Source organism: Methylobacterium sp. NPDC097929 (genome assembly GCF_049543375.1).
In the GTDB taxonomy this organism is placed as follows: domain Bacteria; phylum Pseudomonadota; class Alphaproteobacteria; order Rhizobiales; family Beijerinckiaceae; genus Methylobacterium.
This window is the reverse complement of sequence record NZ_JBMVEP010000023.1, coordinates 1-16,231: the sequence shown is the minus strand read 5'-3', so window position 1 is coordinate 16,231 and position 16,231 is coordinate 1. Positions and strand designations below refer to the sequence as shown.

Here is a 16,231-nt window from a genome sequence, read left to right as displayed (position 1 = left end):
AGGAAGCCGGACCCAATTCGGTGTCGTGGATGAGGTACGCCTGCGTGCCGGCAACCATGCGCACCTGCCGGTGCGTCCGGAAGCATCGCACCTCGACGGCATCGAGGTGACCGACGTCGTCGGCGAGCCGCGCGGCGGCCTCCTCGCGTGGGATCGGGACGCGGGGTTGCGTGAATGCGCCTCGCTCGTAGCCGAGCGCCACCGCGATCCGCTCAAGGCTCTCGTTACCGACGGGCTCCGCCCTCTCGACCCGCTCGACGATGGACAGCGAGACGCTGGCGAAGTCGGCCAGCGTTTCCTTCTTCCATTGCCGCAGCCCGCGAACGGTCCGCGTCATCATCGCCACCAGTTCGATGGGCGGCACCACGGGTACCCCCTGCGGCGGAGGTTCCATTGCCGCCAAGCGCTCGATCAACTGCTTCGGCCTCATGACGACCTCCTTTCGACACCGTGACGATGCCTCGGGCGATCCGCGCAAAGGAGGCCGGAAAAACCTTCAGATGCGGCGACACGCCGGTCGTCCCCCACCCCTTGCCTCGGAATACGTCCGATGCAGGCGCGGCAAGGGACCCCCTCGTCCTCGTGCCGGCAAACTCAGGGGGCCGATACGACATCGTGACCTCTCGCCTCCGTCCCGCCTCAAGCCGGAGCGGGTTCGAACACGGCTGTTCATCGGTAGCGGGTACGGAACGGAGGCGATGGCGCCGGCGTTGCGACCATGTTACCCATTGGGTAATGACTCGGAGAACATTACCTTGCAGGTAACGGTTTCGGCCTATGGATCTCACCGTCAGGGGTAAGCGGCTGTGCAAGCAGCTTACCGACCCGAAGGAGATGGCCAAGGCCTTCGGCGACCGCGCGCGGCACATCCGGCTTCGGCTGGGTGTGCTGAGGCAAGCGAAAAGCCTGTCGGACGTCCCGACCGGCTCGCCGGACTACCGGCATATGCTGAAGAATGACCGGAAGGGCCAGTTCTCCGTCACCATCAAGGACAACTGGCGCATCGTCTTCGTGCCCGACCACGACCCGGTCCCGTCTCTCCCGGACGGCGGCGTCGACGTCGCGAGCGTCACGGCGGTCGAGATCGTCGAGGTCGTGGACTACCACGGGAAGTGAGCGTTGGAGGCGTGGACATGACGAGGAAGGAAGCCTTCGTCCCGCAATGGGCGACGCACCCCGGCGAACACCTTGCGGAGTACATCGATGGGCGCGGCTGGTCGCAGGCCGAGTTCGCGCGCCTGGCCGGCCTGACGCCGAAGCTCGTCAGCACGATCATCAACGGCACGAACCCGGTCACGCCGGAGACGGCTCTTCGGCTTGAGCACGTCCTCGGGTTAAAGGCCTATATCTGGACGGGGCTGCAGGCCGAGTGGGACCTGTTCCAGGCCCGGGAGCGGGAGCGGGAGAGCGCCGAGCGGCAGGCCGATTGGCTGAAGCAGTTCCCGGTGAAGGAGCTCAAGGCATGCGGCCGGCTGCCCGACACGCGCGACATCGGCAGCCTGTTCGGCGAGATGCTGACGATGCTCGGCATCGGCACCGCGCAGGCCTACGACGCCAGGATCGGGTCGCTGGCGGTGCATCATCGCCGGGCGCGTTCCGCGACGGCTTCCCCGCACCACATGTACTGCTGGCTGATGCTCGGGGAGGAGCAGGCCCGGAAGCGCGAGCTTCCGGCTTACGACGGCGAACGGTTCCTTCGGAGTTGCGCCGAGATCAGGTCGCTGACGGTGCATGGTCCGGACGTCTTTGAGCCGCGCATGCTGGAGCTTTGCCATTCGGCAGGCGTCGCCCTGGTCTTCCAGAAGCCCTTGAGCAAGACCTGCGTCTTCGGCTCGGCGCGGTGGATGAACGACGAGCGGCCGCTGATCCAAATGTCGCTGCGCATGAAGAGCAACGACCATTTCTGGTGGACCTTCTTCCACGAGGCAGCGCACATCGTCCTGCATCGCGGGAAGAATTTCGTCGACGACCAGAACGGCGAGGGCGACGGGGTGGAGGCCGAGGCCGATGCCTGGGCCGAGGAGGTGCTGGTTGGTCGGGAGCGGATCGAGTCCTTCGCCACGACAAGCCCCTCCACCAGGCAGGAGGTCACCGCCTTCGCCGAGGAGGTCGGCTTGCACCCGGGCATCGTGGTCGGCATGCTGCAGCATCGCCACGCCGTACCCTTCAATCAACTCAACGACTTGAAGGCGCGCTTCGCGTGGGTGGACGAGGTTGCGCCGGCCTGACTGACGCGACCCGGCGACGACGCCGAGGCTTAAGATCGTCGATGGTGCGGGTCCGTGGAGTGCACGTAACCGGCGAGGTGCAGCGCTGAGCTACGGCGTCGGGAAGGATGCTGACTCTGGCCCTGAACGGGCCGACCACCGAGACCGATACCTTCGCGGTCAGCAAGACCGTGGCGATCTCCACGACTACCGGCGGCAACCCGGTCCTCGTGAACCTCGGCGACATCCTCACCCTGACGGCCCCGGCGACGCAGGACGCCGCCCTAGCGGACCTGGTGGGCTACATCGCCCTGCAGTGAGGGCGGCCGCCGCCGGGTTTTCGAAAAATTCCGGCGGCATTGTTGTTCTGATAATCCGTTACTTAGTGCTGATGTGGCGTTACCGGGTGGTCAGGTAACGGGGCCCTACACAGGGCATACGAACGCTACTCCCGGGATGTGCTGTCGCCGGAAGAATTCGTACGCGTCCGGGGCTGACGCCATCCACAGGGGCCAGGGACTTCAGTAACCACGACCGGCGAAGGGGTCTGGACATCGATTCGGGGATCCCGATCTCCTGGGCGCACACCACCTGAGGAGGCCGCCCCGATGTCGTATCACAGCAACGCCGATACCGTCGTCCGGTCTTTCGAGGCCCCCCTGCAGGGCCTGGCCATGGGGCTGGCCTTGGGAGCCGCTCGTCGCGCCGGTGAGCGCCGGGAAGCCGCCGCCATCCGCCAGGCGACCGCGGCGATGGCGTACCGCCGCGTGATGGCCGAGCACCGCGCCGAGCAGGAGGCCAAGGCCATCGTCGACGCCCGCGCCGCCCGGTTCGCCCGGCAGCGGCAGCAGGCCTTCATCGAGGCTCGCCGGGCCGCCCTCGCAGGCTGATGCCGTCACATGCCGTGATGTGCGAAAAAGTGTGCAAAGGTGCGCGGCGCGCACGAGTCAACCCCCTACAAGCAAGAAAGACGACAACAATCGTCGTTTTGGACAAGAAAAAACCCGCCCCGGGGTGACCGAGGCGGGTTTCGTCGTTCGGGTGGGGGCGATCAGGCCGGGAAGGCGGGCGGCCCTTCGTCGAGGATGTCGTCGAAGATCGCCCTGATCAATGCGCCCTTCTCCATCTCGGCCCTGGCCGCCTGGGCGGCGGCAGCGGCCCTCTGGCCCTCCAGGGCGGCGAACTCAGACGGAGACAGGGGCTTGGGCAGGCCCTGCAGGACGCGCTCGCCGAGGAGATGCTCGCCGATGTAGCGGGGGCCGTTCATCAGCAGCTTGTTGCGATCCTGCGGCGACAGGCCGTCGAGATAGGCGGCGGCGGCCCGGTCGAGGATGCCCGGCGGGATCTCGCTGTCGACGCTGGGGTAGAGATGCTCCGCCGCGGCCAGCCCCCACTGCTCCGAGACCGACAGCGCGTCGAACGTCGGCGGCGCCGCCGGGGTGGGCTCGGCGGCCTCCGCCTCGAACGCGGCCTCGGCCTCGGCAATGGGGTCGTGCGGCGCGAGGACCGCGCGGACGGTGCGCCAGACGAGGCGGCCGCCCTCGATGACCGGCACCAGCGTGATGCGCCCCATGGCGGCGAGCATCCTGCCGAGCGCTGCGAGAAACCCCTTCATCGTCCCCTCCGTGTTGACCTCCCGATAGTGCCGCGCGGGCATGCATACGACACGCCCGCGCCCTCGGTACGTCACGCGATCCCGAGCGCCATGGCCTCGGCGTACGTAACGGCGCGGGCCCATACGTATGAGGGCCCGGCTCGGGTCACGAGGGCGACGTACGCCTGCCCGTGCCAGTCGTAGACCACGTCGGCCTCGTAGCCGTGCCCGGCGGTCATGTGGTGCCGCGTCGGCGTTGCCTTCAGACCGCTCGCCCGCACGCGCCGATGCCATGCGCGCCGATTCGCGCCGGCCGGGTCGATCCGGTCCCCCGCCTCAATGAACGAGACCTCGGTCACGCCGTCGTCCCGGCCGACATAGGCGCGGTGCGGGACCCGCCCGGACCCGGGAGCGACGACGACCACAGCCCCGGGCGCCACCGCGTAGTGGGCGCGGGGATAGGCGTCGACGTACCGGCCCCGCCGGACCCGCTCCTCGGTCCGATCCACAGGACAAATCCGCGCACCCAGGGCGAGGCAATCCTCGCTGAGTGTGGCCTCGTACGCCCGCTCCCAGGCCGGCAGGACAAGGATTGCGTCGCCAGTCCTTGAAGGATCGGGCGTTCCGTCCTTCGATCGCCACCAAGCATTCATCGTGTAATCCTTCGAAAGTCGAAGCTTTCACCTCGTGGCCCAGATTGCACCCAAAAGTCGCTACTGGGTGCAATCTAGGCCAGCCCTTGTAAGCGCGTTCGACGCATACTACGCTTCTACGCGTCAATAGCCAGGAGTGAGTCGTGACGGTCGAGGAAGTGCGGGAGCGCCTGAGGGCGCGCATAGATAAAGCGGGGGGCCACACCGCCTTCGCGCGCGAGAACAGAGTGTCGCCTGTCTACGTCCACGACGCCCTGGCGGGCCGTCGCGCCCCGGGCCCGGCGATCCTGCGGGCCCTGGGTCTGACGAAGACGACGTCGGTTGAGTACCGGGAGGCGGCCAATGGCTAAGCCGTCCCGCCCGGCCGCGTCCTACCGCGCCGCCCGCAAGGCCGCCGCTCGGGCCCTCGCCAAGATCAACAAGGTCTCCGGCGCCCCGTCGCGCCAGGTCGCTCGCGACGTCGAGCGATTCGAGGCGATGCGCCGTGTCTCCGTCGCCACCGCCCGCGGGGAGGCGTCCCATGGCTGACAAGTGGACGCACGACCTCAAGGCGCTCGACGCGATCCAGACGCGCAAGCGCCTCGCCGACCTGATTTTCGAGTGCCACTACGTCGCGGCCGGCTTGGAGATCCCGCAGGGCGAGGGCCTGCGGGACCACGTGACAATCACGAAGCTCAAGCTGGAGCGGGTGGCGAAGGAGGAGATCACGCGCCTCAGCGGCATGTTGGCCGAGTACCGCTCCGGTCCCCCGGTCGCGGAGCCGCCCAAGGCCGCCGATCCCGCCCCGGCGCCGAAGGTCGTCCCGCCCTACGACGCCTACGCCGCCGCCCGTGCCCGTGCCGAGGCCAAGGCCGCCGCGGAGGCAGAACCGACAACCGCCCGGGCGGTGCCGCCCCGGCCGCAGATGCCGGTGCGCGGGATGCGGCTCCCGCCCCGTACGCCCGGGAGGCCAGCGTGACGCTCACCGAACGGCAGGCCCGCGCCCGTCTCGCCAGGGCCGTCGAGGCTGCTGGCTCCCAGATCGCCGTCGCCCGCCATCTCCCCCTGACGGACCGGGCGGCTCAGACCGCCGTCAGCCGGGCCCTTCACGGCACCCGGGCGATCCACCCCGCGGTGTTGGCCTACCTCGGCCTGCGCCGCGACCCCCGCACGCTCGTCATCCATGACGACGCCGCCCCGCCCGCCACCTTCAAGTTCCTCGCCGTCCAGGCCTCCGGCGAGGCCGGCGTGGCCGCGGCGGTCGCCCTCGTTGCCGCCACCCTCGGGAGAGACGCATGACTGTCATCACGACCGTAGCCGACCTGCTCGCCCGCCTCGCCGCGGCCCGTGTGGCAGGGGACGGGGATCTCGCCCGCAGCCTCATCGACCTCGGCGCCCTTTGGGCGATGGAGGCCGACCTCGACATCGAGTTCGCGCACGACGGCATCTACTGGGACGCCCCCGACGAGCGCGAGGTCGCAGAGGCCGACGCGCTCGCGGCGAAGGGGAAGGCCGACCTCGCGGCGCTTCTCACCGACCCAGGCATCGACGCCGAGTTCCGCGCCGAGCTCCAGGGCCAGCACTACCAGGCCCTGCGCGCCGAGCGCCGTCGCCAGCCCTCGCTCGCCGACGACTGATCCACCCCTTCCCGCAACCCCGGTTTCATAGGAGCGCCCGATGCGGCGCCAGACCAGCACCACCCCCTACGTCCCCCATCGCTACATCGACGAGCTCCCCGACACGGCGTTCGCCAACTTCGGCGTCTGGCGCGACCGGCTCGAACGCGGAGACCGCGAGCCGCACGCCCTCGCCATCGAAGCCGGCGCCAACGTGTTCGTGCCCCACCCCGACACGGGCGCCAGCCTGCCCGAGATCCTGGCGCCGTCCGACCTGTTCGAGACGCTCGCCGCCGGCATCGAGAAGCTCGACTTCTATTCCCGCCGGGAGGCCATCGTCGCGATCTTCGGCTCCCTCGCGGAGCGTGACGTCGGCGACATCATCCGCGAGTGCGTCGAGGAGCCGGACATGCCCGAGCTCTTCCGCGACCTCCAGGGCCGCATCATCGACCGCATCGAGAGCGGGCACTGGAACGACGCCGACCTCGGTTGGATCAAGCTCCGCGCCGCCGAGCAGGTCACCGACGACGACTTCCTTCACATGTTGCCGTTCGACGGCGGCAAGGAAGGCGACGTGCGCGAGCTCGCCCGCAAGGTCGTCCGTGGCCGCAAGGACCACGTCTGCCACGGGACCGGCCTCGTCATCCCGGCCGGCGAGCCGCACCTGCTCCTGCGCGAGCTGATCGACGGCGAGTTTTACGCGACCCGCCATGGCCGCGTCTCCGCGTGGTTCGAGGTCTACGCCGAGGCCCCCGAGCTCGCCGAGATGCTGAAGCGCGACGAGCGGCCCCTCGCCGCCGCGGCTTGAGGGCCTCCGTCGACGCGCCAGGCGACGGTGGCGCACCCGCGAGCTTCCCGGCCCGCCCCGCCAAAGGGGGCAATCCCGCCACCCATCCAGACAGGTCACAGCCATGCTGAGCAGCCTTCTCTCGTCCCTCGGTTCCTCCCTCCCTCCGGCCCTCATGGAGGCGCGTGCCGCCGACAAGCCGGAGCCGATCAAGCTCGACGCCGACGGCATCCTCGCACGCTTCGCCAAGGCGGCGGAGGAGTACGGCTACTGCCCCTTCGCAGTCGGCGACATCGTCGTGCAGCGGCCCGACGCGCCCTTGAAGGGGCCCGGCGAGCCGTGCGTGGTCCTTGAGGTTCTCTACGAGCCGATCCGCATCCAGACGGCGACCAACCCCGAAGATGCCGGGTCAAGCGCTTTCGGCCGCGTCCTCGACATCCGTTACGGCGTCCACCGCAACGGCGTTCTGCAGGCGTGCATGGGGGAGAGCTTCAACTTCGAGGCTTGGACGCCCGAGCACGAGACGGCTTGGCGGGAGAAGCTGGCCAAGGAAGCGGCCAAGCCCGAGCCGGCGAAGGCGCTCACCCTGCAGGAAATGGTGGCGGAGCTCCGGGACCGGCACGCCGGCCGGGAACGCAAGCCCGAGTGGAAGAAGGGCGAGCTCGTCGAGATCCTGAGCGTCGGCGACAGCCAGCACCCGCCCATGGAGGCTGAGGGGGTCAAGATCGGCCTGGTGCAGGAGATCGACCCGTCCGACGGGACGACCAAGCTCCTCTACCACTCCGGCGAGACCGGGAAGATCGGCGGCGGCTGGTTCCGCAACGACAACCTGCGCCGGTACGGGCCGCGCCCGGCTGACGAGATCGCACTGCTCGGCCCTGTCGTGGAGCCGACCGCCTGAGGCATCGCTCTCCGTCGCGCGCCAGGCGGCAGTGGCGCACCACCGATTCCTCCCCCCCACCCCGGTTTCTCAGGAGCGCTTCGTGAAGCGCCAGACCAACGAGTTCAAGACCGAGTTCACCGTCGACGGCGCGGAGACGGTAGCCGTAGCCGCCATTCATCTCAGCATGCGCGGAGTGGATCTCGACCATCCCGCTTCGGCTGACGTGTTAGCCCACGACGTCATGCAGGCCCTCGACGCGGCCGGGTTCTCCGTCGTGCGGAAGCCGCAGCCCGGCTCGACCACGGCGGATCGCGTGGAGTTCGCCCGCCGAACCGGTTGCTGGGACGGCGTCAGTCACCGGGACTACCTCGATTGGGTGCAGTCGCTGGTATTGTCCGCGTCGGGGTCGGGCTTCATGCCTGGGGCGTTGGAGCCCGGGCGGTCTGTGGACGTCCCGCGCGGCAAGGGGATCACGACCGTCGAGGCGCCGGTGGTCACCAGGGACCTCGTCCTGTTCAACTGCGAGGACTACGAGGGCAACTCCGCCGCCGCCGAGGCCCTCGGTCTCGACAGCTACCCGCTCGAAGATGCGGTCACGCTGGGCTGGCTGGTCGACGAGCACGCGGCCTTCAAGCAGACCATCGAGACGCTCTTCTGGGACCTGACGAACGGGTGCGTGTCGAAGCCGAGCACGAGCCTAGACGTAGTCCACGAGCTCGCAGGTAAGGCGTTCATCGTGAACCTGCTGGAGGAGCACCCCGAGCTCGCCGAGGACCCGCTGTTCCGCCCCGCGATGGAGCAGCACCTCGACGTCCGCGAGATATCCGCCGCCGTCGAGATTGCCCAGCTTCGCCGCGACGGGAACCGGGTTGTGCGGGTCGGCACGCTGGGGACCTTCAACCTTGGGAAGGCGACCGCCTGATGCGCCCCTTCCTCGCCCTCATCGCCGGAGGCCCCGGGCGGGTCTCCATCAGCGCGGCCGCCATCGTGGCCATCGTCTTCGTCCTGGCCGGCGCCGGCTGGGACCTCGCCCGCGCGGCGTGGCACGCCAGCCTGTTCGCCTCCGGCTTCGTCTTCGTCTGGGCCGTCCTCGCCATCGTCGGGAACGCCGCCGGCGTCGCCGACGACACCACCCCTTCCGCAACCGCCGCCAAGGAGGCGTCCCGTGATTGACCTGCAGTCCATCGTCCGCCTCGCCATCCGCTCGTCCGAGCAGACCGCCCACCCGAAGATCGAGGCCATCAAGTGGCTCCGGCGCGCCCTCGGCGTCGGGCTGAAGGAGGCCAAGGACATGGTTGAGGACGCCTACATGTGCGGCCCCGTCCGGTTCGCCGAGAAGCACGCCCGCATTGTCGGGGTGCAGGACACCTGCCCGAACCGCCCGCTTGAAGATCTGGAGCGGGACGCTCTGACGGAGTTGAAGCGAGACATGAGCTTGGCGGTGTGGCCTTGACCCGCCGCGGCGAGGCCGCCTGAAACCCCAACGGACCTCTGACAATCCGTTACACTGTATTGATCGCGCGTTACACTCGATGAATGCGCGATTTCTTCTTGATAATGCTTGTGCTGCGCCATGACCGATGGCATATTCCGGTCATGGGCAGGTACAGCCTCCCATCAGAAGGGGCATCCTAATGAGCGCTTACACCGACATCAGCCCCGCCGCCGTCCTCGCCGCCTACGGGTGCGCCCGCGGCTCCTACCAGCGCGCCGTTCTCAACGGCTCCGAGGCCTGGTCCGGCTCGACGCTGACCGGCCGCGCCGCCCGCTACGGCAGCAAGTACCGGACCTCGCGCGAGGAACTCCTCGCCCGCCTCGAAGCCCATCCCGACCTCGCCGTCGAGGAGCGTCTCGCCCGCCGCCGGACCGTTGCCATCGTCACCCGCGAAGAGGCTGCGGCCGCCGGCGGCGCCTACGCCCACATCGAGGCCGAGGCGGAGCGCCAGCGCATCGAGCAGGAGCGCGCCGATGACGAGGCCCAGCGGCTCGCCTTCCTCCAACGCGTCGAGGAGTACCGCGTCGACATGGCGGCCCTCGCCGAGATCTGACGCCGCCGCCGGGGCACCAGCCCCGGCCTCTCGCGGGTCGCCTCACGGGGCGCCCCGCCGGGGGCCGGACAGTCCTTCCCCCAGGGCCGGCAGAGCCGCCCGCCACCACAGGAGCATCCTCGATGAACGCCCTCGTCACCGTCGCCGCCGCCATTCCGGTCGTCACCTGCCAGGCCCTGACCCGGGCCTACGACGCCCGCGACGCCGCCATCGTCCGTGCGCAGAACCTCGCCGCCGCCGTCAAGGCGCGCCGCGCGGAACTCGACGCCCTGGTGGCCGAGGCGCACGCCGCCGTCGTCGCCGTCCACGTCACGACCGGCGTTTGGGCCGAGGCGATGCGCGATCACGCGGCCGCTGTCGACGGCGCCGCCACGGACATGTGGCGGATGCTCGACGCAGGGCTGGGCGACATGTCCTGCGACGCGATCCTCGCCTTCGACCCGAACGCCGTCTGAACCAGCCAACCGCCGGGGCACCCGCCCCGGCCTCTCGCCGGCCGCCTCAGGGGGCGGCCAGCCGGGGGCCGGATTCCTTCCCCCCTCGGGCCGGCATGAGCCGCCCGCCACCGACAGGAGCATCCTCAATGCGCCCATTCCTCCGTCCCGCGCCTCCGCGGCGCCCCCTCCGCGAGGACGAAGCGGGTCCCGCCCGGACCCGGTCCGAGAACGTCGCCCAGATCCTCGCCCTGGTGCTTGGCGAGCCGGAGGCGCACATCTGTCGCCCCGTCGACCCTCGGACGCAGGAGCCGGTCCACGAAAGCCTGGCCATGGAGGTCTGGGCCCGGTCGCACGACGAGGCCCGCATCGTCTGGCAGCAGGCCTGCCTGGACGACCATTTCGACGCCATCCCCGACGGCGATGTCTACCTCACTGTCGAAACCGCCCCGATGACGACCGCCTCGGCCGGCCGGCGCAAACCGGAGCCGCCGCGCCGGTCCGGCTACTACGTCAACCTGCTCGGCCTCGCGTTCCTCGCCGAGCTTGAGCCCGAGGTCGTCCGCGCCCGCAGCCTGGGCATTTAAGGAGCCGCCCCCATGATCGTCTCCGCCATCCCCGCCCGCTACCGCAACTCGGTCTCCGAGGCCGTCCTCAACGCCCTCTCCGACGTCATCGACGTCCAGGAGGCCCGCCGCCGCGTCGCCCACGTCCACGCCTCGACCGGCAAGCGCCGCCCGGCGTGGTACCGCGAGGACCGCCCCAGCGACGAGTTCGCGGCCACTCTCGTCAGCGGCGCCGTCCTGGCATGGGGCCAGGTTTTCGAGGGCGAGCCTTGGGAGCTGTTCTTCTGGCTCGACGCCGACCGCGGCACCGTGATCTGGAGGGAGAAGCTCTGATGACCCCGCGCGAGATGTTGGCCCGTGCCGGCGAGGCCCTGACGGGCGACGACAACTGGGCGAAGGCTGTCGCCCGGGCCCTGGGGGCCTATCACCCGGACGGGCCTCGCGAGACCATCGACCCGAGGTCGGTGTCACGGTGGAGGACCGGCGCGATGGAGATCCTGCCCTGGGCCATCGCGGCGCTGCCGCTGATCCTGCGGGATCACGCGGACGCCCTTGAGACCGAGGCCGGCCGCCTGCATGACGCCGCCGACGACGCGATGGTGGCGGCGTACGAGATCGAGCAGGAACTCAGGGGACCGCCGGGCCCGCGCCGATAGCCACAACGAGAAGGGCCCCCGGTTCGCCGCCGGGGGCCCTTCTCGTTTCAGGCCTCGTCGGCCTCGCGGGCGGCATCCTGGGCCTGCCCGAGGACGACCTCCTCGGGCAGCGCCTCGGTCGCCTCCAGCCGCGCCAGGATCTCGGGGAACGACGCCGGCCGGTACTGCCATCGGTCCACGCCGACGTCGCAGGACTGCCGGGTGTCCGGCAAGAGGCCGTGCGTGTGGCCGTAGAAGTGGAGCGTGCCGCGGAAGGCCCCTGGCCAGGCCCGGAAGGCGTAATGGCAGAGGAACGCGCGGCGCCCCTCAATGACGGTGTCGACGAAGCCCTCGTGCTGCGACGCCCAGGGCAGCGTCTTGCCGCGCTTTTCGTGATTGCCGTGCACCAACCGCTTGACCCCGTTGAGGCGGGAAAACACGCGCGCGGCGTGCTCCTGGGTGCACTTGTAGGCGAAGTCGCCGAGGTGCCAGACCTCGTCCTTCGGGCCGACGGAGGCGTTCCAGGCCTCGACGAGGTACTCGTCGTGCTCGCCGATGGAGGCGAACGGGCGGCCGCTCATCCTGAGCACGGCCTCGTGGCCGAAATGGTGGTCCGCGGTCAGGAGCACGCGGGCGGTCGAAGTCGTGGTCTTGGTCATGAAGGCAGCCTCCTCGAAGGGGGGCTGCGCGCGCGGCGTCACGCCCCCGGGATGGTCGGTCTCGTCGGTTTGGGGGCTATTCGGCGTTTCACGGTCGCCTCTCGGTCGCGGTGTGGGACCAGGGATCGCAGCTCCAGATTCGACCCGTCAAGCGGGGTCGTGCGGCAGGGTTAACGGAAAGCCTGGGCGGAGGCGGCGTCCGTAAAAATGTCATCCAGCGCCGGGGATGGATGACATTGTTACGGAGCGGGCACGTCGCGGTCCGGAGGGCGCCGGCTCCCGAGGTCGGCGAACCTCGCCCGGCACCAGGGGACGTACTGCGACGGCCCGCGGACGTGCCACGCCTTCGGCCACCGGCATCCGACGACGAGGGCGGCCAGGACATCCTCCAGCGACGCCCGGGGACCGAGGCGCGCGATCAGCCTGTCGGTGTCGTAGGAGCCATGGCGCCGAGGGCACCAGGGGCAGACGATGACGACCCGCCGGTTGGGGAACGCCCCCAGCGTCCGCGGCACCTCCATCCCGTCCCCCCCTCCGTTGACCCGATCCGTCCGTTCCCTATCTGTTCTCAAGGCGGAGAGGGTCAATGCCAAGCTGGGACGACATCGCGGGCGCGGCCGCCGGGGACGAGCGGGACGCGTTGCGGAGGGCGATGGCGGAGGACCTGGAGACGGCGGCCGCACGCCGGGGCGGGCCGGGATTCGTGCGGGCCGAGCGCCCGGCCGACCTGGCGAGGGCGCTCGGCCGGGACCGGCGCGGACGCCGGCTGCGGCGGCTGGCCGGTTAGGCCGCGATCTTCCTGGGACGGCCCGGGTTGCGCTTGGCAGGCTTACGCTTCGGGCGCGGCCGCGGCGCCGGCAACGGCTGCAGGGCCAGCAGCGCCCGCTCCCGCTCGACCTCGGCCAGCAGGGCGTCGCACCAGAGCGCCATGCCCTCGGCCTTGAGCGCGATCCGCTGCGCGGTGTCGTAGTGCAGCCGCGTCACCGTGGCCGTCTGCTCCCGCAGGTCCTTCGCCCCCGCGATCTCGTGGTCGAGGATGGCCGAGGCGGCGCCGCCCAGCCTCCGGTCCACGAGGAACTCGGTGATCGACCGCCGCACGTCATGCAACGTCCATTTGCGGATGCCGTGCTCGGTCAGCAGGTCCGGGAGGGGCACCTCCGGGGAGACGCGCTGGGGATCGGCCTTCTTGTGGCGCTTGCCGGCGAGGCGGAACAGGACCTGGTTCATAGACCCGGCGCTCGCGTGCCCCGCCCCCCGCTTCGGCGGGAACAGCCAACGGTTCGACTTGGCGCGGGCGGGCGCGAGCAGGCCTTCGAGCTCCCGCCAGGCGGCAGGGGGCAGCGGCAGGACGTGCTGACGCCTCGACTTCATCTGCGGCCCCTGCCACGTCACCGCGACCCAATCGGCGCCCGGGACGCCGGCGTCCTGCGAGATGTGGCCGACCTGATCGAGTTCCGTCTTGGCGACCTGGCCCGTCCGCTGGCCCGTCAGCACCGTGAACCAAAGCAGGCCCAGCGTGCCGGCCGACGTCCCGTGCTCCGTCTGCCCGAGGGAGCGGTGGCGCTCGGCCAGGGCGAGCGTGCGGGCGAGCTCGGTGAGCGTCGGCGTGTGCTTGCGCTTCCCGGACTTGTACTCGACGTGCCATTGCTCGCGCCACATCGGCCACTTCTCATCGGCCCTGGCCAGGCCGCTCCGGCCGCTGTGCGTCCGCCAGGCCCAATCGAAGGCGTCCTTGGCCTGGTTCACGCACCGAGCGGCGGTCGAAAGGGAATAGTTGGCGATGATCTCGTCCCTGATCTCCTGCAACCTCTCGACGGTGATGGTACAGACCAGCATTCCCTCCAAGCATGCGTAGCCGGGGTGCCGCAGGTACTTGGCGTACTTGGGAAGATAGCTCGCCTCGACCTTGGTCGCCTTGTAGTCGAGGAACTCCTCGATCATGTCCTCCCAGAACCACGGCCCGTTCCGGCGCCGGATCATGCTCGGCACCGGCGGCGGCTCCGAGCGGTCCGGGAAGGCGACGTCCCCGACGACTTCGAGGTCGCCGCCGGTCCGCGCCATGATGTTATGGAAGACCGACATCTCGAACTTCATGTTGTCGCCCTGCCGCAGGCCGACCTTGGCCTTCTCGGCGGCGAACCGGGCCTGGGTGACGTCGAGAAGGTGGTAGGCGCCCAACTTCACCGTGTCGGTCCGGGTGCGCAGGTACCAGGTCAGGGCCTGGGGCGTGAGGCGCAGCGTCAGCCCGCGCTCCTCCGTGTCGCCCCATTCCATGCCCCGGCCAGGGACCTTGCCGTCGAGCAGCAGCCTCTCGGCCCGGGTCACGTGGGCCTTCGTAAGCTTCACCGTCTCGCGGGTGTAGCCCCGCTTCGCCTTCGTCGTCGCCCCCGCCGCCATTCCCGTCCCCCGCGATACAACACCGATACAACGCGGGTCCCGAGAGACCCCGCAAGCCCGGCGTAGGCCGAAAGGCGGGAAAACCTCAATGGATTCAATGGGTGGTTAACGACCGATGGCCGGCGCCCGGCGGGGGCGTTAGGTGGTCAACAAGCCTTCCAAGCTGAATACGAGGGTTCGATTCCCTTCACCCGCTCCACTCCCTTCTTTCTGAGAATGGCTTCCCCCGCAGGTGCTTAGGCGCCCTGGGGTGGTATCCCTGGCTGAATGCACGAGCGCCGGATACCACCGGGATACCACCTTCTGAGTGGTATCCCTCGCTAGGCAGCGGCGCCCTTCGTGACCCGCCGGACCTTCTTCTGGGCCATGACGGTGTCCCGCATCAGCGCGACGAGGGCCTGCCCCGGGACGCGGTAGTGCTCGGGCGTGGCGCATTCCAGGGTCTCGCTCCCCCGCTGGACCACGAGGCGCGTCGGCAGGGTCCCAGTCCCGATGATGATCTGCCGGTCGACCTTGCGGGCCCACTCGGCGAGGTGCCCGAGGTTGTAGATTTCGAAGAACGAGTTGACCGCCCGCAGGCGGACCCGCTGCTCCTCGATCCGCCGCATCAGCTCGCCGAGCCTCACCAGGCCGATGCGGATCTCGCGCGTCGTAACTTCCGGCCGGCGGAGGACGTCCAGGGTCTCGGCCACCTCGCGCTCAATGGCGAGCAACTGCTCGGGGACAGTCGGGCCGGAACGGAAGAGTTCAGCCCCGTGCAGCGCGTAACCCTGGACGACCACGCCCCGCACGCGGGCGTTCTCGGTGCCGTAGTCGCGCAGTTGCTCATCGGTGGAGAGCATGCCGTCGCCGTTCGCCACGCGTTCGAGCCGCGCCCAGACCGTCCGCCCGAGCATCACCTGCAGGCGGCGCCGGACGTCCATGAAGGCCTGGACGGCCGGGTCGGCTCGCATGCCGGCGATCTGGTCGACGAGGTCGGAGCGCTGGGAGAGGACCATCCGCTGCCGCTCGACGTAGTCGCGCCGGTCCCGGGCTGCGTCGAAGTCCTTGACCAACTCGTCGAAGACGACGCCGTACCGCTTGTGGGCGCAGTCGCGCCCGACGAGCCGGCGCCCGCCGGAGCGATAGAGCATGACCACGCCCTTGTCGTGGTTCGGGTGCTTGCAGAACACGCACTGGGCCCGGCCGCGCTCCCGGCCGGCGACGTTGTAGGCTAGTTCGACCATCGCCTACTCGTCGGGCGGCGGGTCGTTCGAAACGTTGTCCAAGCTCTCCGGGTCGTCGGTGGTGAACTCCATTGCGAGGAGTTCATCGTCGGATCGGGTTTTCCAGAAACCGGCACCCGACTTATCAAAAAGGGCTTCGAGGTCCGCCAAGGGCATCTTCCTGATTACCGATGAGCGGAAGATGGAAACACAGTAAGCAGTTCGCCACCAGCGATCCGCGAATCTTTACGCAGTTATCTGTGGATAAACGGGTCCGGCAACACCGGATCCCGCTAGCGATCCGCGGCGAGTTCCACTAACCGCCCGCGATCATCGCCTTCAGAGCCACGACCCGGGCGGCGATCTCCTCGATCATGCAGGCCACGAACGCGTGGTCGCCGAGGATCTGGCGCCGATCCCAGATCTCCGCCTGCATCAGGCCGACCTTAATGCGCGGATCCAACGCTGGACTCCTAGGGCCTGTTGTCACTTGAGCCAATCGAGCGTTGCGGCGAGGCAGAGGACACCGGCGAAGCTGACGGCGGTCTTCTCGTAGCGTGTGGCGACG

Annotated in this window: 28 protein-coding genes and 1 pseudogene; 21 read left to right on the top strand and 8 right to left on the bottom strand. The window is 69.5% G+C overall.

Features of this window, described 5'->3' with window-relative positions; translation table 11 throughout:
• The first annotated feature begins 25 nt into the window (after nucleotides 1–25).
• The 5 genes from ACPCJR_RS25465 to ACPCJR_RS25445 all read left to right on the top strand — a co-directional run bounded on the left by ACPCJR_RS25465 (nucleotide 26) and on the right by ACPCJR_RS25445 (nucleotide 3,097).
• A complete protein-coding gene (locus ACPCJR_RS25465; protein ID WP_238231352.1) occupies nucleotides 26–454 on the top strand; it encodes a hypothetical protein in 429 nt (142 codons plus the stop codon).
• A gap of 380 nt (nucleotides 455–834) precedes the next feature.
• The gene (locus ACPCJR_RS25460) at nucleotides 835–1,116 is read left to right on the top strand and encodes a type II toxin-antitoxin system RelE/ParE family toxin (protein WP_391516188.1); all 282 of its coding nucleotides are present in this window, start codon (nucleotides 835–837) and stop codon (nucleotides 1,114–1,116) included.
• Nucleotides 1,117–1,133: 17 nt separating this feature from the next.
• Complete coding sequence (locus ACPCJR_RS25455) at nucleotides 1,134–2,228, top strand: HigA family addiction module antitoxin (protein WP_353744510.1); 1,095 nt, start codon at nucleotides 1,134–1,136, stop codon at nucleotides 2,226–2,228.
• A 107-nt stretch (nucleotides 2,229–2,335) separates the two neighbouring features.
• Nucleotides 2,336–2,527 carry a hypothetical protein gene (locus ACPCJR_RS25450; RefSeq protein ID WP_204278573.1) on the top strand — a complete coding sequence of 64 codons (192 nt, stop codon included), beginning with the start codon at nucleotides 2,336–2,338 and terminating at the stop codon, nucleotides 2,525–2,527.
• Between the two features lie 288 nt (nucleotides 2,528–2,815).
• Nucleotides 2,816–3,097, top strand: a complete 282-nt coding sequence (locus tag ACPCJR_RS25445) for a hypothetical protein (protein WP_238231346.1) — start codon at nucleotides 2,816–2,818, stop codon at nucleotides 3,095–3,097.
• 161 nt (nucleotides 3,098–3,258) lie between these two features.
• On the opposite strand, the gene ACPCJR_RS25440 is transcribed toward ACPCJR_RS25445, so the two are convergent.
• Together ACPCJR_RS25440 and ACPCJR_RS25435 are read right to left on the bottom strand one after the other, a co-directional pair.
• Nucleotides 3,259–3,822: a hypothetical protein gene (locus ACPCJR_RS25440; protein ID WP_238231344.1), complete on the bottom strand. Its 564-nt coding sequence runs from the start codon at nucleotides 3,820–3,822 to the stop codon at nucleotides 3,259–3,261.
• 71 nt (nucleotides 3,823–3,893) lie between these two features.
• On the bottom strand, nucleotides 3,894–4,310 hold the full coding sequence (locus ACPCJR_RS25435; RefSeq protein ID WP_238231343.1) for a hypothetical protein: 417 nt from the start codon (nucleotides 4,308–4,310) through the stop codon (nucleotides 3,894–3,896).
• Between the two features lie 287 nt (nucleotides 4,311–4,597).
• Between ACPCJR_RS25435 and ACPCJR_RS25430 the strand changes: the two genes are divergently transcribed.
• The 15 genes from ACPCJR_RS25430 (at nucleotide 4,598) to ACPCJR_RS25360 (ending at nucleotide 11,423) form a co-directional block, all read left to right on the top strand.
• Nucleotides 4,598–4,804, top strand: a complete 207-nt coding sequence (locus tag ACPCJR_RS25430; RefSeq protein ID WP_238231340.1) for a hypothetical protein — start codon at nucleotides 4,598–4,600, stop codon at nucleotides 4,802–4,804.
• Nucleotides 4,797–4,982: a hypothetical protein gene (locus ACPCJR_RS25425; protein ID WP_238231339.1), complete on the top strand. Its 186-nt coding sequence runs from the start codon at nucleotides 4,797–4,799 to the stop codon at nucleotides 4,980–4,982. Before ACPCJR_RS25430 ends, ACPCJR_RS25425 begins: the two co-directional genes overlap by 8 nt.
• The gene (locus ACPCJR_RS25420) at nucleotides 4,975–5,412 is read left to right on the top strand and encodes a hypothetical protein (protein ID WP_238231337.1); all 438 of its coding nucleotides are present in this window, start codon (nucleotides 4,975–4,977) and stop codon (nucleotides 5,410–5,412) included. Before ACPCJR_RS25425 ends, ACPCJR_RS25420 begins: the two co-directional genes overlap by 8 nt.
• Complete coding sequence (locus ACPCJR_RS25415; protein ID WP_238231335.1) at nucleotides 5,409–5,732, top strand: hypothetical protein; 324 nt, start codon at nucleotides 5,409–5,411, stop codon at nucleotides 5,730–5,732. The genes ACPCJR_RS25420 and ACPCJR_RS25415 overlap by 4 nt, the downstream gene beginning before the upstream one ends.
• The gene (locus ACPCJR_RS25410; protein WP_238231333.1) at nucleotides 5,729–6,070 is read left to right on the top strand and encodes a hypothetical protein; all 342 of its coding nucleotides are present in this window, start codon (nucleotides 5,729–5,731) and stop codon (nucleotides 6,068–6,070) included. The genes ACPCJR_RS25415 and ACPCJR_RS25410 overlap by 4 nt, the downstream gene beginning before the upstream one ends.
• 40 nt (nucleotides 6,071–6,110) lie before the next feature.
• The gene (locus ACPCJR_RS25405; RefSeq protein ID WP_238231331.1) at nucleotides 6,111–6,857 is read left to right on the top strand and encodes a hypothetical protein; all 747 of its coding nucleotides are present in this window, start codon (nucleotides 6,111–6,113) and stop codon (nucleotides 6,855–6,857) included.
• Nucleotides 6,858–6,960: 103 nt separating this feature from the next.
• Nucleotides 6,961–7,737 (top strand): hypothetical protein, encoded by a 777-nt coding sequence (locus ACPCJR_RS25400; protein WP_238231329.1) that lies wholly within the window; start codon nucleotides 6,961–6,963, stop codon nucleotides 7,735–7,737.
• 82 nt (nucleotides 7,738–7,819) lie between these two features.
• Nucleotides 7,820–8,641, top strand: coding sequence for a hypothetical protein (locus ACPCJR_RS25395; RefSeq protein ID WP_238231327.1), 822 nt, complete (start codon nucleotides 7,820–7,822; stop codon nucleotides 8,639–8,641).
• Complete coding sequence (locus tag ACPCJR_RS25390) at nucleotides 8,641–8,892, top strand: hypothetical protein (RefSeq protein WP_238231325.1); 252 nt, start codon at nucleotides 8,641–8,643, stop codon at nucleotides 8,890–8,892. The genes ACPCJR_RS25395 and ACPCJR_RS25390 overlap by 1 nt, the downstream gene beginning before the upstream one ends.
• The gene (locus ACPCJR_RS25385; RefSeq protein WP_238231323.1) at nucleotides 8,885–9,172 is read left to right on the top strand and encodes a ribosomal protein L7/L12; all 288 of its coding nucleotides are present in this window, start codon (nucleotides 8,885–8,887) and stop codon (nucleotides 9,170–9,172) included. Before ACPCJR_RS25390 ends, ACPCJR_RS25385 begins: the two co-directional genes overlap by 8 nt.
• Nucleotides 9,173–9,353: 181 nt before the next feature.
• Nucleotides 9,354–9,767: a hypothetical protein gene (locus ACPCJR_RS25380; protein ID WP_238231321.1), complete on the top strand. Its 414-nt coding sequence runs from the start codon at nucleotides 9,354–9,356 to the stop codon at nucleotides 9,765–9,767.
• A gap of 122 nt (nucleotides 9,768–9,889) precedes the next feature.
• Nucleotides 9,890–10,222: a hypothetical protein gene (locus ACPCJR_RS25375; RefSeq protein WP_238231319.1), complete on the top strand. Its 333-nt coding sequence runs from the start codon at nucleotides 9,890–9,892 to the stop codon at nucleotides 10,220–10,222.
• Between the two features lie 311 nt (nucleotides 10,223–10,533).
• On the top strand, nucleotides 10,534–10,788 hold the full coding sequence (locus ACPCJR_RS25370; RefSeq protein WP_238275816.1) for a hypothetical protein: 255 nt from the start codon (nucleotides 10,534–10,536) through the stop codon (nucleotides 10,786–10,788).
• Nucleotides 10,789–10,800: 12 nt separating this feature from the next.
• Nucleotides 10,801–11,100 carry a hypothetical protein gene (locus ACPCJR_RS25365; RefSeq protein ID WP_238231315.1) on the top strand — a complete coding sequence of 100 codons (300 nt, stop codon included), beginning with the start codon at nucleotides 10,801–10,803 and terminating at the stop codon, nucleotides 11,098–11,100.
• Nucleotides 11,100–11,423, top strand: coding sequence for a hypothetical protein (locus tag ACPCJR_RS25360; protein WP_238231314.1), 324 nt, complete (start codon nucleotides 11,100–11,102; stop codon nucleotides 11,421–11,423). Before ACPCJR_RS25365 ends, ACPCJR_RS25360 begins: the two co-directional genes overlap by 1 nt.
• Before the next feature lie 47 nt (nucleotides 11,424–11,470).
• On the opposite strand, the gene ACPCJR_RS25355 is transcribed toward ACPCJR_RS25360, so the two are convergent.
• Entirely contained in the window at nucleotides 11,471–12,061 is a 591-nt protein-coding gene (locus ACPCJR_RS25355; RefSeq protein WP_238231312.1) for a metallophosphoesterase, read from the bottom strand.
• A gap of 586 nt (nucleotides 12,062–12,647) precedes the next feature.
• Here ACPCJR_RS25355 and ACPCJR_RS25350 point away from each other — a divergent pair.
• The gene (locus ACPCJR_RS25350) at nucleotides 12,648–12,848 is read left to right on the top strand and encodes a hypothetical protein (protein ID WP_238231309.1); all 201 of its coding nucleotides are present in this window, start codon (nucleotides 12,648–12,650) and stop codon (nucleotides 12,846–12,848) included.
• Here the strand turns inward: ACPCJR_RS25350 and ACPCJR_RS25345 are convergent.
• From ACPCJR_RS25345 to ACPCJR_RS25325, 5 genes and pseudogenes are all read right to left on the bottom strand, one after another.
• A complete protein-coding gene (locus tag ACPCJR_RS25345; protein WP_238231307.1) occupies nucleotides 12,845–14,458 on the bottom strand; it encodes an integrase arm-type DNA-binding domain-containing protein in 1,614 nt (537 codons plus the stop codon). The two genes, ACPCJR_RS25350 and ACPCJR_RS25345, sit on opposite strands and share 4 nt — an antisense overlap.
• Nucleotides 14,459–14,778: 320 nt before the next feature.
• Nucleotides 14,779–15,684, bottom strand: a complete 906-nt coding sequence (locus ACPCJR_RS25340; RefSeq protein ID WP_391516195.1) for a hypothetical protein — start codon at nucleotides 15,682–15,684, stop codon at nucleotides 14,779–14,781.
• A 3-nt stretch (nucleotides 15,685–15,687) separates the two neighbouring features.
• Nucleotides 15,688–15,834 (bottom strand): hypothetical protein, encoded by a 147-nt coding sequence (locus ACPCJR_RS25335; RefSeq protein WP_391516197.1) that lies wholly within the window; start codon nucleotides 15,832–15,834, stop codon nucleotides 15,688–15,690.
• Between the two features lie 145 nt (nucleotides 15,835–15,979).
• Entirely contained in the window at nucleotides 15,980–16,126 is a 147-nt protein-coding gene (locus tag ACPCJR_RS25330) for a hypothetical protein (protein WP_391516198.1), read from the bottom strand.
• Nucleotides 16,127–16,149: 23 nt separating this feature from the next.
• A pseudogene (locus ACPCJR_RS25325) lies at nucleotides 16,150–16,231 on the bottom strand (IS5/IS1182 family transposase); the annotation flags it as partial.